Source organism: Streptomyces sp. CA-135486 (assembly GCF_050936555.1).
GTDB lineage: Bacteria > Actinomycetota > Actinomycetes > Streptomycetales > Streptomycetaceae > Streptomyces.
Genome location: NZ_JBNJMM010000002.1, coordinates 926512 through 945819, shown reverse-complemented (window position 1 = coordinate 945819; position 19308 = coordinate 926512). Strand labels below are relative to the sequence as shown.

Annotated in this window: 15 protein-coding genes; 5 read left to right on the top strand and 10 right to left on the bottom strand. The window is 70.8% G+C overall.

The window, feature by feature from the left end:
• The first annotated feature begins 46 nt into the window (after nucleotides 1-46).
• The gene (locus tag ACQEVG_RS23650) at nucleotides 47-1336 is read left to right on the top strand and encodes a PspC domain-containing protein (protein ID WP_432987150.1); all 1290 of its coding nucleotides are present in this window, start codon (nucleotides 47-49) and stop codon (nucleotides 1334-1336) included.
• Nucleotides 1323-1598 carry a hypothetical protein gene (locus ACQEVG_RS23645; protein WP_432987148.1) on the top strand — a complete coding sequence of 92 codons (276 nt, stop codon included), beginning with the start codon at nucleotides 1323-1325 and terminating at the stop codon, nucleotides 1596-1598. Before ACQEVG_RS23650 ends, ACQEVG_RS23645 begins: the two co-directional genes overlap by 14 nt.
• Here ACQEVG_RS23645 and ACQEVG_RS23640 read toward each other — a convergent pair.
• The 3 genes from ACQEVG_RS23640 to ACQEVG_RS23630 form a co-directional block, all read right to left on the bottom strand.
• Nucleotides 1505-2026, bottom strand: a complete 522-nt coding sequence (locus ACQEVG_RS23640) for a DoxX family protein (RefSeq protein WP_432987146.1) — start codon at nucleotides 2024-2026, stop codon at nucleotides 1505-1507. The genes ACQEVG_RS23645 and ACQEVG_RS23640 overlap by 94 nt on opposite strands.
• A gap of 106 nt (nucleotides 2027-2132) precedes the next feature.
• Nucleotides 2133-3305 (bottom strand): hypothetical protein, encoded by a 1173-nt coding sequence (locus tag ACQEVG_RS23635; RefSeq protein ID WP_432987144.1) that lies wholly within the window; start codon nucleotides 3303-3305, stop codon nucleotides 2133-2135.
• Between the two features lie 207 nt (nucleotides 3306-3512).
• Nucleotides 3513-4316, bottom strand: coding sequence for a class II aldolase/adducin family protein (locus ACQEVG_RS23630; protein WP_432987142.1), 804 nt, complete (start codon nucleotides 4314-4316; stop codon nucleotides 3513-3515).
• Between the two features lie 69 nt (nucleotides 4317-4385).
• On the opposite strand from ACQEVG_RS23630, the gene ACQEVG_RS23625 reads away from it, so the two are divergent.
• Nucleotides 4386-4835 carry a cupin domain-containing protein gene (locus ACQEVG_RS23625; protein WP_432987140.1) on the top strand — a complete coding sequence of 150 codons (450 nt, stop codon included), beginning with the start codon at nucleotides 4386-4388 and terminating at the stop codon, nucleotides 4833-4835.
• A 4-nt stretch (nucleotides 4836-4839) separates the two neighbouring features.
• Here ACQEVG_RS23625 and ACQEVG_RS23620 read toward each other — a convergent pair whose 3' ends face one another.
• Nucleotides 4840-5424, bottom strand: coding sequence for a Uma2 family endonuclease (locus ACQEVG_RS23620; RefSeq protein ID WP_432987138.1), 585 nt, complete (start codon nucleotides 5422-5424; stop codon nucleotides 4840-4842).
• Nucleotides 5425-5537: 113 nt separating this feature from the next.
• On the bottom strand, nucleotides 5538-7136 hold the full coding sequence (gene guaA, locus ACQEVG_RS23615) for a glutamine-hydrolyzing GMP synthase (protein ID WP_432987136.1): 1599 nt from the start codon (nucleotides 7134-7136) through the stop codon (nucleotides 5538-5540).
• Between the two features lie 311 nt (nucleotides 7137-7447).
• On the opposite strand from guaA, the gene ACQEVG_RS23610 reads away from it, so the two are divergent.
• Nucleotides 7448-7759: a chorismate mutase gene (locus tag ACQEVG_RS23610; protein ID WP_432987134.1), complete on the top strand. Its 312-nt coding sequence runs from the start codon at nucleotides 7448-7450 to the stop codon at nucleotides 7757-7759.
• A gap of 752 nt (nucleotides 7760-8511) precedes the next feature.
• On the top strand, nucleotides 8512-9471 hold the full coding sequence (locus tag ACQEVG_RS23605; protein WP_432987132.1) for a hypothetical protein: 960 nt from the start codon (nucleotides 8512-8514) through the stop codon (nucleotides 9469-9471).
• Nucleotides 9472-9557: 86 nt separating this feature from the next.
• On the opposite strand, the gene ACQEVG_RS23600 is transcribed toward ACQEVG_RS23605, so the two are convergent.
• The 5 genes from ACQEVG_RS23600 to ACQEVG_RS23580 form a co-directional block, all read right to left on the bottom strand.
• The gene (locus ACQEVG_RS23600; RefSeq protein ID WP_432987130.1) at nucleotides 9558-11366 is read right to left on the bottom strand and encodes a GMC oxidoreductase; all 1809 of its coding nucleotides are present in this window, start codon (nucleotides 11364-11366) and stop codon (nucleotides 9558-9560) included.
• 28 nt (nucleotides 11367-11394) lie between these two features.
• Entirely contained in the window at nucleotides 11395-13011 is a 1617-nt protein-coding gene (locus tag ACQEVG_RS23595) for a succinic semialdehyde dehydrogenase (protein ID WP_432987128.1), read from the bottom strand.
• 269 nt (nucleotides 13012-13280) lie between these two features.
• The gene (locus ACQEVG_RS23590) at nucleotides 13281-14858 is read right to left on the bottom strand and encodes a serine/threonine-protein kinase (RefSeq protein WP_432987126.1); all 1578 of its coding nucleotides are present in this window, start codon (nucleotides 14856-14858) and stop codon (nucleotides 13281-13283) included.
• Nucleotides 14859-14873: 15 nt separating this feature from the next.
• Nucleotides 14874-16484: a serine/threonine-protein kinase gene (locus ACQEVG_RS23585; protein WP_432987124.1), complete on the bottom strand. Its 1611-nt coding sequence runs from the start codon at nucleotides 16482-16484 to the stop codon at nucleotides 14874-14876.
• 112 nt (nucleotides 16485-16596) lie between these two features.
• Entirely contained in the window at nucleotides 16597-19275 is a 2679-nt protein-coding gene (locus ACQEVG_RS23580; protein WP_432987122.1) for a protein kinase, read from the bottom strand.
• Between the last annotated feature and the right edge of the window lie 33 nt (nucleotides 19276-19308).

The window sequence follows — 19308 nt, the reverse complement described above, 5'->3', positions numbered from 1 at the left end:
GTCGGCCCGGGTGCCACGGCGGCGCGGGGCCCGTCACCATGGACGTATGACTCAGCCGACCACTCCGCCTCAGGTGCAGCCGGACGCCCCGCCAGAGGTGTACCTGCGCCGCGCCCCGAACCAGAAGGTGGTGGCGGGTGTCTGCGGCGGTCTCGGCCGGTCCTGCGACATCGACCCGGTGATCTTCCGGATCGTGATCGGCGTGCTCTCCGTGACCGGTGGCCTCGGCCTGATCTTCTACGGCTTCGCCTGGCTGCTGATCCCTTATGAGGGCGAGGACGAGAACGAGGTGCGCAGACTGCTCTCGGGCCGCGTGGAGGGCGCGTCGCTGACCGCCGTCTTTCTCGCCCTGATCGGCTGCGGAGTGTTTCTCACGATGCTGAGCAACGGCGGGATGCTCGCCTTCGCCGCCATGCTCTCGATCGCGGTGGTCGGCGCGGCCGTGTGGTCGCAGCGGCGCCGGATCGCCGCGCCCGACGGCGCGGCGCTGGATCCGGCGACGGCGCACGCGGTGGCCGAGGCGCCGCCCGAGACGAAGGCTCCGCCCACGCCCGGCAGCCCCTCGTGGTGGCGGGACCCGATCGTGAAGGACGGCACCACGGGCCCGGTGGCGACCGGCTATCTGTGGGGACCGGAGGAGGCGACGGCCGAGGCCGCTGCGCCGCCCCGGCGGCGTACGCCGGCTGCGCCCCCGCGGACGCGCGGTCCGCGCGGAATCGGCGGCATGGTCTTTCTCAACGCACTGGTGGCGGGCGGCCTGGGTACCGGGCTCAGCTGGGACGGCCATCCGCTGGGCACCAGCCTGCAGATCGGTCTGGTCTGCGCGCTGGCGGTGTTCGGCGCGGGCCTGCTGCTGAGCTCGCTGCTCGGCCGTACCGGCTTCGGCACGATCCTGATGACGGCGGTCACGGCGGTGCTGCTGGCGGGCGCCGCGGCCCTCCCCAAGGACATCAGCACCCACTGGGTGCGTATGGACTGGAAGCCTGCCTCCGTCGCCGCCGTCCAGACGCGGTACGAACTCGGCTCCGGCGTCGCCACCCTCGACCTGTCCTCCCTCGCCGTGCCCAAGGGGCAGACGGTGTCGACGAGGGCACAGGTCGCGGCCGGTCAGCTGAAGGTCGTGGTGCCGAAGGACGCACCGGTGAAGCTGCGGGTCGAGGCGGGCTTCGGCGACATCCGCCTCCCCGACGACGCGGCGAACGACATCGACGTCGCCCCCGGACAGGAGCGGCAGCGTACGCTGCCCGCGCCCGCCGGCGCGAAGCCGTCGGGCACGGTGGAGCTCCGTCTCGAAGTCGGCATCGGACAGGTGGAGGTGACCCGTGCCGCGTCGTGAATTCCGGCATGGATTCCGGCCGGGCAAGCTGGTCGCGGGCGCAGCGGTGCTGGCCACGGCACTGCTCTATGCGGGCGACGCGGCCGGCTCCTGGCAGACACCCTGGTTCGTGGTCTTCCCGGTCGTCTTCGGCGGTCTGTTCCTGGCCGGGGCGGTGACCTGGGTGCACTACGGCATTCGGCGCCGCCGTTCGGCCAGCAGGGCGTCGAGCGAGAACACCGAGGCTCCGGCGAGCACCAACGGCAGCCAGGCCATCAGATAGGCGAGGTCGTTGCCGTAGTAGTAGGGCTCGGTCTGCCAGCTCACCGTCAGCCACAGGCTCAGCGAGATGAGCGCGCCGCCGAGCGCGGCGAGCCGGGCCAGCAGCCCGACGAGCGTGCCGATGCCCACGGCGAGCTCACCGAGCGCGATCGCGTAGCCGAAGCCCTCGGGGCTCTTGAGCGCAAGGTCGACGAGGGCGGGCACGGCGGCGGTGTCGCGCACGCTGCGCATCAGGTCGCCAATGGAACCGTTCCCGCTCGCGGCCATGAACTGGCTGTCCATGAGCTTGTCGATGCCCGCATAAATGAAGGTCACGCCGAGGAAGATGCGCAGCGGCAGCAGGGCGTAATGACGTGCCCGCTCCCTGAGGCCGCCGCGGCCGCCGTCGATCGTGCCGTAGCTGGCCGTCGTCCGATATGTGTGTGTCATTACTGGTCCCGCCTTCGGGTAGACCCGTCAACTGACCATACGTACGACGAAGCCGCCCGGCTCACCAGGCATGCGGCTCACTCTGTGACAACCGCCCGGGCGGCCGTCAGTCCGTCACCTCGATGCGGCAGCTGTTGCTCTCCAGGCCGGCCGCGGTCACCACCTGGATGTCCACCTGCCCCGGCTCGACCTCGGCCGGGACCGGCACGGTGAGCACCGTGTCCGACGGGTTGGCGAAGCCGCCGGGCACCGGGATCAGCGGGACATGGACATGCACCGAACCGATCCGTACGACCAGACGGGCGAGCCGGTCGGGAGCGCCCGCGCCCGGCGGCACAAAACCCGCGCCGCGGATCTCGATGTCGTCACCGGTGCGGATGGGGGCGTCCAGATCGCCCACCTCACGGGCCCGGACGACCGAGAGCACAACGGGTCTGCCGCCTTCCGCGTACTTCCCTGCGAAGTACGTCGCCGCCGAGACCGCGACCAGCAGCGCGAGCCCCCACGGCAGATCGGGCAGCTGCTCGGGCCGGCGGGCCAGGCGTACCAGCGCGAAGACGACCGCGACGGAGTTCACCAGCGCGTACTGGGCATCCGCGAAGCTGCCGCGGCCGCCGTCGTCGCAGAGCAGATCGCCGAGACGGGGGCGGTCGGCGCGCACCTTCTGCAAGCGCTGGCCGACGACGCGTACGGCCACCACGCGGCGTACGACGACGGCGATCGCGCACACGAGCGCGAGGACGGAGAGCATGCCCTCGCCACTTGCCAGGTCGAGCCCTTCGATCAGCGCGTCCCGGTCGGCGGTGGCGGAGGCCCAGGCCAGCTGAAGGGCGAGCACCAGCACCGCGAAGACGGCGAGCAGTACCCAGGCGGCGGCGACGGCGCGCGAGGTGGAGAGGCGGTTGTCCTCACCGATCAGCGGGGCCAGCACCCCGCCGCGCTCCCGGTGCAGCCGGGCGGCCGCGGTCAGCAGAGCGCCGACGGCCACCGCGGCGAAGAGGCCGGCCGTACGGCTTCCGGTCCAGCCCGCGCCGATCGCGGTCACGGCTTGTCCGAGCGCCAGCGTGGCGACGCCCGCCCAGACGGCGAACAGCGAGCGCCGCCATACCCGTTGGAGCCAGGCCTCGCCCGCCTGGCGGCTGCGGTCGGCGACGGCGCGGGCCGACTGGGTCAGCTCGTCGGACACCCACTGGCGCGAGGCGCCGGGCGAGTGGGCGACGGCGGCGGGCAGCCCCTGCCCGGCGGCCAGCTCGTCCCGCTTGGCGAGGAAGGCGGCCACGGCCCGCCGATGCCCTTCCCGTCCGCCGTGCGTGCATTCGTCACACTGTCCTGCTTCTTGCACCGCCACGACCGACGCCGCCTTCCCCGCCCCGTACCGAGTGAACTTCCCAGTAATTCATGGGAATTGTGCCGTACGAGAGGGGCGCACACTCCGGCGCACGAGGCCACAGAGGGTGAAAGTGCCGCCACTCAATTGACTGCCCGGCTATTGAAGCAGCTCAGGCTCCGCGCGGCTGATCTGCCGCCACAACGCCTGGTAGTTGATCCACGCGACCAGATCGCTGCCGAGCTGCTCACGCGTGGCCACCGCGTCCCGCTGCTCGATCATCACGGGCTTGCCCGCGGCCCGCGCCGCGAGCTGCACCTGGGCGCAGCGCTCCATGGAGATGAACCACCAGGCCGCGGCGTCGACCGAGTCGCCCACCGTCAGCAGCCCGTGATTGCGCAGGATCACGCCCTTGTACGCACCGAGGGCGTCTGCGATCCGCCGTCCCTCCGCCTCGTCGACGACCACGCCGGTGTACGCGTCGACCAGCGCGTGATCCTCGTAGAAGGCGCAGGCCTCCTGGGTGATCGGCTCGATCAGCTCACCGAGCGCGGCCAGCGCCCGTCCGTGCACCGAGTGGGTGTGTGCGACGGCGACGACCTCGGGCCGGGCGCGGTGCACCTGTGCGTGTACGGCGAACGCCGCCTGGTTGACGTGGTGGCGGCCCACGACGACCTGCCCGGCCTCGTTGACCAGCACCAGGTCACCGGCCGTGACATGCGCGAACGGCACGCCGAAGGGATTCACCCAGAAGCAGTCGGCGAACTCCGGGTCCCGCGCGGTGATATGGCCGGAAACCCCCTCCTCGTAACCGAACCGCCCGAAGAGCCGCAGCGCCCCGGCGAGCCGCTGCTTCCGGTACGCCCGCTCGTCCACCAGGGATTCGTGCACCGGCGGCATGGCGAATCGCAACTGCGCGACGGGGACGGGGGCGGGCGACACACTGGTGGCCGGATCAGTCATGGCCGGGAAGCTACCTCCGGGTACCGCAAGTGACCAGAGACGTCACACGCCTTGTACCAGAATGCGCTCATGACCGACACGACATCTGAGCTGGTCCAGCTCCTCGGCCTCGAACGGCATGTGGAGGGCGGCTGGTTCCGGGAGACCTGGAAGACCGCGGGCTCGACGACCCCGCCGGACTACCCCGGCCCGCGCGCGTACGCCACCGGCATCTACTTCCTGCTGCATCCCGGCGAGAGGTCGCGCTGGCACCGCGTGCGCTCCGACGAACTCTGGCTCTGGCACCGCGGCGGCCCGCTCCGGCTCCACCTCGGCGGCTCGGACAACGAGCCGGGCGAAGCCAGGACCCTGACGCTGGGTCCCTCGGTCGAGGCGGGCGAACAGCCACAGCTCCTGGTCCCTGCGGGCGTCTGGCAGTCGGCGGACCCGGCGGGTACGGAGCCGGTGCTGGTGAGTTGCATCGTGGCGCCGGGGTTCCACTACGACGACTTCGAACTGGAGAAGCCCGAAGAGAGCTGAGGGGCTACAGGTTGTCGATCTCCGCCAGGTCGATGTCGATGTCGAACGGGACGGAAAGCTTGAGCGTGTCCCGGTACGTGCCGGTCGGCGTGTATGCGCGCGTCTCCTTGTCGAGCTCGAAGACATGGACAACCGGATGGTCGTCCACTCCCGCCATCTCGACTCGCCAGAAGTACGGGATACCGGCGGCGGCATACTTGTGCGGCTTGGTGTCGTGGTCCCGGGACTCGGAGTCCGGAGAGACAACCTCGACCGCGAGCAGCACGTCCCTGACCTGGAAGTGCGTCTGGCCCCGGTTCCGCACCGCTGCGGCGCGTACGACAGAGACGTCCGGCTCCGGACCGTTGCGCTTGTCGATCACCACAGTCATTTCCCGAGCGACCCTCAACTCGGGTGGCACAGTCCGACGCAGGCTGTTCACCAGCAGATCGATCACGATGCTGTGGAAATACCGCTGCGGACTTACGAAGACCAGGCTCCCGTCGATCAACTCCGTGTGCGGCGGGAGGTCGGGCAGGGTCAGCAGGTCGTCCACGGTGTAACCGTCCTGCGGCGGCACCGGCCAGGGGTGCGCGATCTCAGCGGTCATGGTTCCTCCCATGGACGGGATTCTGGACCGTACGGTCAGCGTACCCAGCCCATACGCCGACGCCGCCGCTCAAACGAATGAGCGACGGCGTCGGCGTTGACCTCGCAGAAAGGTCACTCCCACTCGATGGTGCCCGGCGGCTTGCTGGTCACATCCAGCACCACGCGGTTGACGTCGGCCACCTCGTTGGTGATCCGCGTCGAGATCTTCGCCAGCACGTCGTACGGCATCCGCGTCCAGTCCGCCGTCATCGCGTCCTCGGACGAGACGGGCCGGAGCACGATCGGGTGGCCGTACGTACGCCCGTCGCCCTGCACACCCACGGACCGTACATCGGCGAGCAGCACCACCGGGCACTGCCAGATGTCACGGTCCAGACCGGCTGCCGTCAGCTCCTCGCGGGCGATCGCGTCCGCCTCGCGCAGCAGGTCGAGCCGGTCCTTGGTGACCTCGCCGACGATACGGATGCCAAGGCCCGGGCCCGGGAAGGGCTGGCGCTGGACGATCTCCTCCGGCAGGCCGAGCTCCTGGCCGACCATCCGGACCTCGTCCTTGAACAGCTTGCGCAGCGGCTCGACGAGCTCGAACTCGAGGTCCTCGGGCAGCCCGCCGACGTTGTGGTGGGACTTGATGTTCGCGGTACCGGTGCCGCCGCCGGACTCGACCACGTCCGGGTAGAGCGTGCCCTGCACCAGGAAGGCGACGTCCTCGCCGTGCGCGGCCTCGGCGATGATCTCGGCCTGAGCCTGCTCGAAGACCCGGATGAACTCGCGTCCGATGATCTTGCGCTTCTCCTCGGGGTCGGAGACCCCGGCCAGCGCGTTCAGGAACCGCTCCTGCGCGTCGACGACCTTCAGCTGCACGCCGGTCGCCGCGACGAAGTCCTTCTCGACCTGCTCGGTCTCGCCCTTGCGCATCAGGCCGTGGTCGACGTACACGCAGGTCAGCTGCGAGCCGATGGCCTTTTGTACGAGAGCCGCGGCAACGGCGGAGTCGACGCCACCGGACAGCCCGCAGATGGCCCGCTTGCTGCCGACCTGCTCGCGGATCGCCGCGACCTGCTCCTCGATGACATTGCCGGTGGTCCAGGTCGGCTCGATGCCGGCGCCCCGGTAGAGGAAGTGCTCCAGGACCTGCTGGCCGTAGGTGGAGTGCATCACCTCGGGGTGGTGCTGCACGCCGTACAGCTTCTTCTCGTCGTTCTCGAAGGCCGCGACCGGCACGACGTCCGTGGACGCGGTGACGGTGAAGCCCTCGGGAGCCGCCGAGCAGGCGTCGCCGTGGGACATCCACACCGACTGCTCGGCCGGGGTGCCCTCGAAGAGCGTCGAGCCGGTCATGGAGACATGCAGCGGCGTACGGCCGTACTCGCGCGCGCCCGTGTTGTCGACGGTGCCGCCGAGCGTGGTCGCCATCAACTGGAAGCCGTAGCACATGCCGAAGACCGGAACCCCGGCCTCGAAGAGCTCACGGTCCAGGCGCGGGGCGCCTTCCGCATACACGGAGGAGGGCCCGCCGGAGAGGATGATCGCCTTCGGCTTCTTGGCCAGCATCTCGGCCACCGGCATCGTGGACGGGACGATCTCGCTGTAGACCCGGGCCTCACGGACGCGGCGGGCGATGAGCTGGGCGTACTGCGCGCCGAAGTCGACAACGAGGACTACGTCCGGGTTGGAGTGGTCTGGCGCGGCAGCGGGGGACGCTGATGACACTGGCGGCCTTCCGGCGGTGGGAGGGGGTCGGTTTTGTCGATTCTACCGGCGTGGCGGGTCCGCTTTTCGTCTCACCATCCGAACCCGGCTTTGGCCCGGGTTTGCGGGCGGTCCATACTGCTCCCATGCACAAGCAGCTGACCTTCGTCTTTACCTATGGCACCGGCCCGTCCGGCTGCCATGGTCGTGCTGCTTGAGCCACTGACAAGCAACTTCCCAGGCGCCCCGGGCCGACAAGGCCCGGGGCGTTCTGTCATCTCCGGGCGCTGTCGCTCCGGGGCCGCCGCCCCGAACACAAGGAGCCCTCGGACATGACCGTCACGGAGAAGACCGGCGCGGAGAAGACCGGCGCGGAGAAGACCGGCGCCCGCACCGAAGAGGCCGCGGATCTGATCACCGGCGCGCGCGAGCGGATCGACGCTCTCGACGACCGGATCATCGGTCTCGTACAGGAACGGATGGCCGTCTCGGCCGTCATCCAGGAGGCGCGTATCTCCTCCGGCGGCCGCCGGGTCAACCTGTCGCGCGAGATGGAGGTTCTCGGCCATTTCCGGGACGCGCTCGGAAAGCCGGGAACGGCACTCGCGATGACGCTGCTCGAGCTCTGCCGGGGCCGTATCTGAGGCCGTATCTGAGTTCGGGCGCATCCTCACCCGTACGGCACGTGACCGCGCCCGGCGGGACTTCGTTGGTACCGGTGACCGTGCCAGCCAGGCGCGGACCTCGAAGGAAACCACGCGTGGCTCCGCTGGAGCGTGTGACGTACTGCAGGTACGTCGTGGGACCTCGCCCCAGCGTGCGTGACCGGTCGGCAGGGGACAGCAGCCCGGTCACCCCAAGGGCGGTCGGCTCCGGGGACGCCCGGGGCCGACCGCATCCGGTCGAAACGGTTGCGCACTCCGCAGCCGGTCCAGCACGATGCCAAGACAGGCGCGTCCCTCTGCGCCACCACATTGCCAAAGGTCGATACCACCCGTGCGCCGCGAGTGCGCCGGGTCGGCGACCCTCCCAAAGCGGCGCTACCCCCCGGCGCCGCACCTCGGCACCGGCGCCGCCCTGACGTCGGTGCTGACGGCCAAGGGCCCCGCGGATCATGCGTCCGCGGGGCCCTTGCTCTTGGACTCCTCCTGCGCGGGTCAGCTGCGCGGGACCGAACCGCGGCCGACCCCTGCCCCTAGTGAGGCCGGACGGTATGTGACACGGGACACATAAGTTTTCTGTGAAAACGGGGGCAACCATTCCGGCCATTCACAGGTCAACTATGCGTACCAACGGCCCCACCCGTGTACCCCCACCTCGGACGGCCTCCAGATTGCGTACCGCGTCACGTGGTATGCCGGACTTCACTGAGGTCTTAATGAAGCTTCGCCGCGCTATGGCCGTCGCTGCAGCGACCGCTGTCATAGCCCCCGTCGCGCTCCTGTCGGCTCCGGCCGCGTTCGCGACGGGAACCCCGGGGACGGCCGAGACGTCGCCGTCGGCCCCCGCGCCGGGCACGACGCCCGCCACTCCGGCTGCCGGTGAGTCCTCCCCGGCGGCCGAGGCCGCCGCGACGAACTCGCCGAGTACGCCGGCCGCGCCGCCGAGCACTACCCCGGCGACCACGCCGAGCGCCTCCCCCAGCCCCTCGGAGAGCGAGCCGGAGGAGGACGAGGAGGAGCCGGACTTCGAGTGCCAGCAGTCCGCGGTCGACGTGAAGCTCTCCGGCTTCCCGAACAAGATCGTCGCGGGCGGCGCCTGGAAGAAGTTCAGCCTCGACGTCAAGAACAACAGCAAGCAGGGGATCAAGGACTTCGGTCTCTTCACCTTCGCTTCGTACGAGGACGAGCTCGACGCGGACGAGAACCGTCTCGTGGAGAAGTACGCGCACTTCGAGTACTTCGCGTCCGGCGAATGGCACTCCGGCGGCAACCTGTCCGGCATGAACAACGGCTTCTACTTCAACGTCATCGACCTCAAGAAGGCCGAGAAGCGTTCGATCAAGCTGCGTGTCCGCATCGACAAGCAGGCCCCTGCCGGCAAGGGCATCGCCATCGCGGCCGGCGGCTACGACAAGGGCGAGGACTGCTACGAGGACACCGACTTCTACGAGTTCGACGTCCTGAAGGCAGGCAGCACCCCGGGCGACGTCGAGGACGCCGAGCCGAGTGGTGAGAAGCCCGACGCCAAGCCGCAGGGTGGGGCCAACGAGATCCCGGTCGAGGGCAACCTCGCGACCACCGGCTCCAGCTCCATGCTCCCGACCGTCGGGATCGCCGGTGGCATCGCCATCGTCGCCGGCGCCGGTGTCGTCTTCGCGATGAAGCGCCGCCGCAGCGGTGACGCCACCGCGTAACACCAGGGCCCAAAAGCCAGAAGGCCGCTGCACTCGGAGGGGGGTGCAGCGGCCTTCGCACGTTCGCGTGGCCAGAAAGCGTGGGCCTACTTCTTCGGCGGGACCGACGGCATCCCCAGGAACGGCAGCTTCAGCGCGCCGAAGGCCGACTCCGGGACCGCCGGGGACTTCGGTGCGATCGCCGAGAGCCGTTCGTATGTCTCTCCCTGCGCCGGACGCGCGTCCTCCTCACCCATGTTGGGCCAGAACGACATCGCCCGTTCCGCCTGTGCCGTGATCGTCAGCGAAGGGTTCACGCCCAGGTTCGCCGAGACCGCCGCGCCGTCCACGACCGAGATGCCCGGGTGGCCGTACAGCCGGTGGTACGGGTCGATGACGCCCGCTTCCGAGGAGGAACCGATCGGGCAGCCGCCCAGGAAGTGCGCGGTCAGCGGGGTGCCCATCAGTTCGCCGATGTTCGAGCCCGCGAAGCCGTTGATCTCCTCGGCGAGCAGGGAGGCCGCGCGGGTGGCCTCCGGGATCTGGTTCGGATTGGGCGCGCCGTGGCCCTGGCGGGCGGTGAGCAGGCCCTTGCCGATGCCCTTCGGCTTGCGGTACGTGGTCAGCGAGTTGTCCAGCGACTGCATGACGAGACCGATGATGGTCCGCTCCGACCAGCGGCGGTTCGAGAGCGCGCGGACCGAAAGCAAGGGGTGGCGCGCGCAGTTGCCGAGCCAGGACAGGACACGACGTGAGCTGTAGGGGACCTGGAGAACCGTCATGCCGCCCATCGCGTTCGAGCCCTTGCCGTAGCGGACCGGCTCGATATGAGTGTTCTCGTCGGGGTGGATCGAGGACGTGATCGCGACTCCGCGCGTGAAGTCGACCTTCTCCGCGCCGTGCCGCTTGCGGTAGCGCCGGTTGTCGGTCTGCGCGCCCACCAGCGCCTCGGAGTTGGTACGGGTCAGCTCGCCGAGCCGCGCCGAGATGCGCGGCAGCAGGCCGCTGTCCTTCATCCGGTGGAGGAGGGTCTGGGTGCCGTAGGTGCCCGCGGCGATGATGACGCGCTGAGCGGTGAACGTACGGCCCTTCCCCTTGCGCTTGCTGTCGCTCGGGAGGGTCTGCACGGCGAAGCCGCCCCGCGCGTCCTCCGTGACGGTGACGACCGACGTCATCGGGTGGATGACCGCGCCCGCCTGCTCCGCCAGATAGAGGTAGTTCTCGTTGAGGGTGTTCTTCGCGCCGTGACGGCAGCCCGTCATGCACTCGCCACATTCGGTACACGCCTTGCGGGACGGCCCCACGCCACCGAAGTAGGGGTCGGCGACCTCCGTCCCCGGCGCCGCTTTCGCCCTGCCGTCGGCGTCGTCGCCGTCCCCGAAGAAGACTCCGACCGGCGCCAGGTGGAACGTGTCGCCGATCCCCATGGCCTGTGCGGTCGCCTTGAGATGGACGTCCGAGGGCGTCATCGTCGGATTGAGCCGCACCCCCAGCATGCGCCGGGCCTGGTCGTAGAACGGCGTCAGCTCCTCCTGCCAGTCGGTGATGTCCTTCCACTGCGGGTCGTCGAAGAAGGGCTTCGGCGGTACGTAGAGGGTGTTGGCGTAGTTGAGCGAACCGCCGCCCACTCCCGCGCCCGCCAGCACCATCACATTGCCGAGCAGATGGATGCGCTGGATGCCGAAGAGGCCGAGGGCCGGGGCCCACAGGAAGTTGCGCAGATCCCAGGAGTTCTTGGGCAGCGTCTCGCGGGTGAAGCGGCGGCCCGCCTCCAGGACCCCGACCCGGTAGCCCTTCTCGGTCAGCCGCAGCGCGGAGACCGAGCCGCCGAAGCCCGAGCCGACGACGATGACGTCGTAGTCGTAGTCCTCGTGGAGCGAGTCGTCCTGATTCTGGGCAGGGGATACCTCGGGCATGGCTCTCCTCGGTGCGTAAAAAAGTGAACTAGCTCAGACGCAGGGCCTTCATCGCCTTCAGGGACCGGCTCATGAACGCCGCGTACTTCTCGTCGTCCATGCCCAGCGACGGGGCCAGCGGGAGCAGCCGCTGCTGGGCGACCGTCTGGGCCTCGGTGTACTTGAGAATGCCCTCCGAGCCGTGCCGCCGGCTGAGGCCGGAGTCCTTCATCCCACCCATCGGGGACTGCACGCTGCCGTACGCCGGTGCATACCCCTCGTTGATGTTGACCGTGCCGGTGCGCAGCTTCGCCGCGAGGGCGTGGCCGCGGCGGCCGTCGCGCGTCCAGACGCTCGAATTCAGGCCGTACGGAGTCGCGTTGGCCTGCTTGACGACCTCGTCCTCGTCCTTGAAACGGTAGATGGAGACGACAGGGCCGAAGGTCTCCTCGGTGCACACGGCCATCGGGGCCTCGACGCCGTCGAGGATGGTGGGCTCGTAGAACAGCGGGCCGATGTCGGGGCGGGCGACGCCGCCGGCGACGAGCATCGCGCCCTTGGCGACGGCCTCCTCGACATGGCGGGTGACGGTCTCCAGCTGGCGCTCGCCGACGAGGGATCCCATGTCCGCTCCGTACGCAAGGGAGTTGCCGAGGCGCATCGCCTTCGTGCGGGCGGCGAAACGCTCGACGAACTCGTCCGCGATCGACTCGTGGACGTACAGCCGCTCGATGGAGATGCACAGCTGGCCGGCCGAGGAGAAGCAGGCGCGGACCGCTCCGGCCGCGGCCTTCTCTATGTCCGCGTCGTGCAGCACCAGCATGGCGTTCTTGCCGCCGAGTTCGAGGGAGACACCGATGAGGCGGGCCGCCGCGCCCCGGGCGACCTCGCGGCCGGTGCGCGTGGAGCCGGTGAAGGAGACGTAGTCCGCGTGCTTGACGACCTCGGGGCCGACGACGGGGCCCTCGCCCAGGACCACTTGGAAGACCTCGGCCGGGAGTCCGGCCTCGATGAGCAGATCGCGGGCCCACAAAGCGGTCAGCGCGGTCTCCGTATCGGGCTTCATCACGACGGCGTTGCCGGACACGAACGCGGGCAGCGCATCGCCGACGGAGAGCTCGAACGGGTAGTTCCACGGGGCGATCTGGCCGACGACACCGCGCGGCTGACGCAGTTCGGTCGTCTTGGTGAGCACGGGCACGACGCCGGTGTGCCGCTTGGGCCTGAGATACGCCGGGGCCTTGCGGCCGTAGTGGCGGGCGGCGACCGCGACGGCCAGTACCTCTTCGTGCGCGTGCAGCCGGGCCTTGCCCGTCTCCAGCTGGATCAGGTCGAGTACTTCGGCCTGACGTTCAAGTACGAGGTCGTGGAAGCGGAGCAGGACGGCGGCGCGGGCGCGGGCCGGGGTCGCGGCCCAGGCGGGCTGGGCGGCGCGGGCGCGCTCGAAGGCCTCCGCCACGTCCTCAGGTGTGGACTCGGGCAGGTCCGCCAGCTTCTCCCCGGTGAACGGGGTGTGGTTGGCGGTACGGCCGGAGCCGATCACACCGCGCGTGAGCTGGGCGACCACCTCGGGGGTGACCACGTCGGCTGCGGTGCGCGCACCGGCCGGGGCGGCGGCTGTCGGGTTGGTGCCGAGGGCGGCGGCGGGGGCCTGCGAGTCCGTCATGGGGGCGAGAGTATGCGGCATCCGGAACTTTGGGTACCCGCCGGTAACGGCTTTTCACACGGCCCTCACCACCGTGCCAGCGATCGCTGGCAGATAAGCCCTGATCAGGGGCTTGTCTGCGCTTTTCCGAGCTTCGGACGGTCACGCACAGCGCGGAAAAGTTCTTGCCCCTCGGCCTCTCCCGGCCGCCCTCGGGCATCTCGACGACGTAGCGGGCGAGCCGGTGGACGGGACGTGCCGTGTCCCCCTCCTGTGACCGTGTCCCCGCGTCACCTGCCTGGTGTGAAGGAGTCCAGCGCGGTGTCGAAGTGCCGCCGCGCCTCGTCGGCCTGGCCGACCGGGGCGGAGACCCAGACGTCGTACATCTTCCCGCCCTCGTCCCAGCAGATGTCGTACGTGTGCCGGGGCCCCTCCGCCGTGGAGAAGCCGTTCCAGGTGAACTCCCAGAGCGCGGCCGACAGTCCGTTGTGCGTGGTGGGGGTGACCTTGCCGGCCCGGTAGCCGGGGTTGGTACTGGACCCGTCGGCGTCCGAGCGGCGCATCGCTCCGAGCGGCCCGTCGGAGGCGGACGGCTGCACGCGTACGCCCATCCTGATCCCCTTGTCCGGCGCCATGTAGTAGACCCGCTTGTCGTCCTCGGAACGGACGAAGCCCTCGGGGACGGAAAGCGCGAAACCGTCCGGGTCCGCGACCGTGAGATAACCCTCGGGTGCCTTGGGGCCGGCGACGGTGGGGGCGGTGACGGTCACGGTGGGGGTGGGCTTCGCGTCCGCGGCCGGTGATTGTGCCGTACGGATCGAAGGCGTACCGCTCACGGTCGGGTGCCCCGATGCCGCCGTGTTCCCTCCGTCGTCGCCCAGCAGAACCGCAGCCGCCCCTCCCGCCCCGGCAAGTGCGGCCACCAGGGCGGCCGCGACCAGCAACGGCGTACGCCTGCGACGGGCGGGCGTGGCAGGAGGCGGGGGCGCGATCACACTCGGCGCGTCCTGCCTCGTGGGGGTATGCCGCACGGGCACCGCGCCCGTCGTGACGTACGTACGCAGCAGTTCCTCCGCCTGCGCCGCGCCGAGCCGGCTTTCCGGATCCCGCTCAAGGAGGCCCAGTACGACCGGTAGCAGCGGCGCGGCCTGCGCGGGCGGACGGATCTCGTCCTCGACCACCGCGTGCAGAATGCCGCCCAACGAGTCGCGGCGGAACGGCGATTCACCGCTCACCGCCGCGCACAGCAGCACCCCCAGCGACCACAGGTCCGACTCGGGCCCCGCCGTGACGCCCTGCATCCGCTCCGGCGCGGTGTACTCGGGCGATCCCACGAAAGACCCCGTCTCGGTGATCGTCGTGGACCCGGCGAGCTGCGCGATGCCGAAGTCGGTCAGCACGACCCGTCCGGTGGACTCCTCGAGCAGTACGTTGGCGGGCTTCAGATCACGGTGCAGCACCCCGAGCTCGTGCGCGGCCCGCAGCGCGCCCAGCAGCGCAAGCCCGATACGCGCCGCCTCCGCCACATCGGCGGGACCGCGGCGCGCGATCCGCTCGGCCAGCGAGTCGCCGTCGACCAGCTCCATGACGATGTACGGAAGTCCATCGTCGACGACCACGTCATGGACGACGATCACATGCGGATGCTTGACCCGGGCGACGGCCCGGGCCTCGCGCAGCGGCGCAGCCGTCGAGGTGTACGGGGACGAATGGCGCCCGCCCCGCGCATCCTCCGGATGGAGCTCCTTGACGGCAACGCGACGGCCCAGCAACTCGTCGTCGGCGCGCCACACGGTGCCCATGCCCCCGCGTCCCAGCCGGTCAAGGAGTCGGTAGCGGCCCGCGATCAGCCGCGTTTCCTCGGACACGCAACTCCCTCTCGATCAGCCTTCGTCCATCATGCCGGGAGGCCGCCAGCCTCGGAGCATGGTGTCGAACTGCGCGCGGGTCGTCGCCCAGTCATCGGCCGGACCCGACATGTAGAGGGCGTACTCCGTGCCGTCGTCCTCGTCGTACATCTGGTCAATGGCCCGCCGCGGACCGGGGAAGGTCTTCTTCTCGGTCCAGGTGAACTCCCAGAGCGCGGAGTTCGTCTGGTCGCGGTAGGTGTTGGGGCCCAGCTTCAGCCGCTTGTACTGGGGAAGCCGCTTCTTGAGACTCTTCTCCATGTCCAGCATGTGCATATACGGATTCTCGAAGTCGGGTGACGTGTTGCTGCTGATCCGGATGCGGTGGCGGCCGTTGTCGGGCGTGTAGTCGATCTGGTCGCCGTCCGTCTGGCGCGTCCAGCCCTCCGGTACCCAGAGAGTGAAGCCGTCCGGGTCATCCACGCGACGCCAGCCGGCCGGCAGGCCCGAGGGCTGCCCCGGCTGCTTCGTCGACTGGTTGCCGGTGGGCGCTGCGCCATCGTTGTCGCCGCGCGCGTACTTCATGGCCGCGAAGCCCGCACCGACGCCGACGACGGCCGCGAGGACGACGACGAGCGCCGCCCGGCGCAGCCGGCCGCCGCGACGGGGCTTCGGCGGGGCCGGGTCGGGACCGACGGCGGGCACCGGAGTGTGCGGCGTCGGCGTCGGCAGCTGAGTGGTCTGGGGCCGGGTGTGCCGCTCCGTGGTCCGCTGGGGCGGAACCTGGGCATTCCGCGGCGCTGCCCGGCGCTCTCCCATCGCTTCCGCCAGCATCTGCTCGGCCTCGGCTGCCGACGGGCGGGCGGCGGGATCCTTGCGCAGCAGCGCCATGATGACGGGCGCCAGCGGTCCGGCGTTGTCGGGGTGGCGTGGCTCCTCGCCCACGACGGCCTGCATGCTGGACAGCGGCGACGAGCGCCGGAACGGCGACTCGCCCTCCACCGCCGTGTACAGCGTCGCGCCCAGCGACCAGAGGTCGGAGGCCGGCCCGGGATCCCCGCCGCGTACCCGCTCGGGGGCCAAGTAGTCAATGGACCCGACGATTTCGCCGGTCCGGGTAATGGTCGCGTCGCCCTCTATCGCTGCGATCCCGAAGTCGGTGATGAGCGCCCGGCCATCCCGGTTGAGCAGTACGTTCGCGGGCTTGACGTCCCGATGGAGCACCCCCGCGGCGTGCGCGGCGCCCAGCGCGCGCAGCACATGCAGTCCTATACGGGCGGCCTCGGTGGCCGGGATGCGCCCGGACTCCTTGGCCGCGTCGGCAAGCGAGGGCCCGTCGACGTACTGCATGACGATCCAGGGCCGGTCGTCGTGTTCGAGCACATCATGGACGGTGACGACGCCGGGGTGGCTGATCCGGGCCGCGGCCCGGGCCTCCTTCTGGGTGCGGGCGTGCAGGACGATCCGGTCGGCCTCGGAGACATAACGGCCGGCGGTCAGCTCCTTGACCGCGACGATCCGGTGCAGCACCTCGTCGTGTGCGCGCCAGACCTTGCCCATGCCACCTTTGCCGATGGTCTCGCTCAGCCGGTACCGCCCGGCGAGCAGTAGACCTGCTCCGGTGCTCTGACTCTGAGAATGTTCCACGTCCCCCGCCCAGTTCCTTGGGATGACAGGTTACGGAGGGGATGTACGGGCGCGGAACCCCGGATGCCTCAAGTGACCTCGCCGTGATGCTAGCGCCTGGCGTGGTGGACGGTCAGCGGGTGGTGCGGTAAGCGGTCGTGGCTTCCCGGTAGACCTCCGTCACCTTGTCGCGCTGATCCTCCGGGCCGATCGCCTGGATGACGTGGTAGTTACCGCCGACGATCAGGACGAGATTGCGTACGAACACCTCGCGGCCGCCGCTGTCCTGCCAGGTGAACTGGCCCTCGGCCATGGCCTGCTGCCCGACGTCGATGCGACGCAGCCCGGACGCCCCGGCCCAGGAGGAGTCCCGCCACGGCTGCAGCTCGCGCTCCTTGTCACGCTGGTACGCCAGCGGGTCGTTGCCGTTCGCTTTCACAGTGTCCCGGCCGGGGACGACTATCAGTGTGAAAACTCCGTCGGTGTAACGGACTTGTCCTATGTCGTTGATGGGGCGGCGCTGCCAGGTCTTGTCGACGGCCGTCTCAAAGCCTTCCGGGTCCTTGCGCCGCGTGTAGCCATCGGGCAGTTTCCCGGCCGGGGCGGAGGTCTGGGGCTGCTGGGCGCCACTGGTGGCCGGGGTGGTGGGCCTGTTGTCGTCCGGGGCGGTACGGGACGGGCTCGGACTGGCGGCCGGCGGACGCCCACCGTTCTTGCCCTGGGACTCCTCGCGCTGCTGGCCCTGGGACTTCGGCATGAAGAGCACGGCATACGCCACGGCTGCGACCAGGAGCAGCAGTATCAGCAGCAGCAGGACGCGGCCCAGCGAACGCGGGCCGCGCCGCTTGCGCGCGGCCTTCTTGTGGCGGTGGCGGCCGTGCACGACCTCGGCCGAGCCGCGGCGCTTGCGCACGAGCTCGCCCCGGCGGCGTACGACAGGCAGCCGTGAGCCGTCGACCGCACCCGAGGGGACCGGCACGACATCCATCCCGGCCTCGGGCTCGGGCGCGGACCGCACGAGCGAACGCAACCATCCGCGCAGCTCCTCGAAGTCCGGGCGCTCCGTGGGGTCCTGGCGCAGCAGCGACTCGACGACGGGGCGCAGCGGCCCGCACTCCTCGGCGAAGGCGGGCGGCTCGGCGCAGACGAGCTGGACCAGCTCGACGGCGCTCTCCTCGGGGTAGGGGGCATGGCCCTGCACGGCCCGGAACAGCAGCGCGCCCAGCGCCCAGAGGTCGGTGGCGGGGCCGACGGGGGCGGCCAACTGCCAGTTCTCGTGGACGGGTCCGGCCTGCTCGGGGGCCCACCGCTCGGTGACGGCCCCGACGACGGCGATGCGCGCCTGCCGGGCCCGCTCGGCGGCGAGGGGCGTGGCGGGTCCGCGGTACGCGGGAGCGGTGCTGCCCGCGACGATCTCGTCCCACCGCCCGCTGGGCGTCTGGGCACTGGCCACGACGGGCTGCCGCTGGGAATCGGCCCGCAGGGCTTCCCGGGCGGTCCCACCGTTACTGCCGGCGGGCGGCACACTGCCGGCCCGGGGATCGGTGCGCGCACCGGGGAGCGCGGGGCGGGCGCCGTAGGGGTGATTGTCAGCGGCGCGTGCGGGGCCGGGGAGCGCGGGGCGGGCGCCGTACGGCAGTTCGGCGGCGGGCCTGCCACCTGCGGAGCCGCTGCCACCCGCGGGCGTGGCGCTGGTGCGGGGGCCGGGGCCGGTGCCGGGCGTGGTGCCGCCCGCCGGGATGGGGCCCCGGCCGTCCTGGGCCGGGAAGGGGCCGTCGTGCCATGTCCCGGCCAGCCGGGCGCGGCCGGGGCCGGACCAGCCGCCGCCCTCGTCCTCGTCGTCGATCTCGTCGTCGGTCTCGTCGTCGATGCCGAGGTCCGGGCCCGGCTCGCCCGGGCGCCTGGCCCACCAGTCCGGGTCGAAGCCGGCCTGAACCGGACGGTCGCCCTCTCGCTGGTCCTCGCTGACCCGCGCCGCGGCACGCGCACCCGCGCGGTAGGCCGCGATCGCGCCCGCTCTGGCGGCCCGGACGTCCGGCACACCGGTCCCGGGGCCCGGCAGGGCGGCCCGGGCGCCGGGCGAAGCCCGGTACGGTCCGCCCTCGTCAGGATCCGCGTAGGTCTCCGCCTCCACCGCCGACGACGCTTCCGGCAGCGGCGCTTGAGGCAACGGCGCTTCCGACGGCCCCGGAACCCCCGCCGACTCGTCCGGAGGACCTGGCACCGGCGCGTACCCGCACAGTGCCTCCTCCGCCGCCCCTGACGCCAGACCGGTCAGGACCACCCGCCCGTCGTCGCAGACGAGCACCGTACGGGTGGTGATGTTCCGATGGATCCAGCCGTGCGCATGCAGCACCCGCAGCGCGGTGAGGACGTCGGAGGCGACCTCGGCCGCCCGGTACGGGCTGAGCGGCCTCTCCGCCAGCAGCGCGGCAAGCGGCCGGGCGGCGACGCGCTCGCTCACTATCCAGAGCGAACCGCCCTCCGCGAAGACGTCGAAGACCTGGTCCAGGCGCGGGTGGTCGGGAATCTGCGCGGCCGCCTGCGCGGCCTCGACGGCGCGCCGCACCGCCGGGTCCGTGGGCCGCCGCGTCGTACGTCCCTGGGTCCGGCGCGGCACCGCCGCGCCCGCCAGGCCGTCCGCTTCGACGACCTCCGCCTCCACCACCTCCGGCAGCGGCACCTGCCGCACCAGGACTTCCTGGCCGCTGTAGGTGTCGAACGCCCGGGTCTCGACCAGTTCGTACTCGTCCGAGGGCGGCAGCGGCAGGCGGTAGCGGTCGGCGAGCACCCTTCCCGCATAGTCGTCCACGTCGCCTCCCCACAAGCGCGCTTTTCCCCGGCC

What these genes read in the sequence shown, in the direction of transcription:
- ACQEVG_RS23600 (WP_432987130.1), bottom strand. Translation starts at nt 11,366, where the DNA reads ATGCCCGAGGTATCCCCTGCCCAGAATCAGGACGACTCGCTCCACGAG.
- ACQEVG_RS23605 (WP_432987132.1), top strand. Translation starts at nt 8,512, where the DNA reads ATGGCCGTCGCTGCAGCGACCGCTGTCATAGCCCCCGTCGCGCTCCTG.
- ACQEVG_RS23610 (WP_432987134.1), top strand. Translation starts at nt 7,448, where the DNA reads ATGACCGTCACGGAGAAGACCGGCGCGGAGAAGACCGGCGCGGAGAAG.
- ACQEVG_RS23630 (WP_432987142.1), bottom strand. Translation starts at nt 4,316, where the DNA reads ATGACTGATCCGGCCACCAGTGTGTCGCCCGCCCCCGTCCCCGTCGCG.
- ACQEVG_RS23620 (WP_432987138.1), bottom strand. Translation starts at nt 5,424, where the DNA reads ATGACCGCTGAGATCGCGCACCCCTGGCCGGTGCCGCCGCAGGACGGT.
- ACQEVG_RS23625 (WP_432987140.1), top strand. Translation starts at nt 4,386, where the DNA reads ATGACCGACACGACATCTGAGCTGGTCCAGCTCCTCGGCCTCGAACGG.
- ACQEVG_RS23650 (WP_432987150.1), top strand. Translation starts at nt 47, where the DNA reads ATGACTCAGCCGACCACTCCGCCTCAGGTGCAGCCGGACGCCCCGCCA.
- ACQEVG_RS23595 (WP_432987128.1), bottom strand. Translation starts at nt 13,011, where the DNA reads ATGACGGACTCGCAGGCCCCCGCCGCCGCCCTCGGCACCAACCCGACA.
- ACQEVG_RS23640 (WP_432987146.1), bottom strand. Translation starts at nt 2,026, where the DNA reads ATGACACACACATATCGGACGACGGCCAGCTACGGCACGATCGACGGC.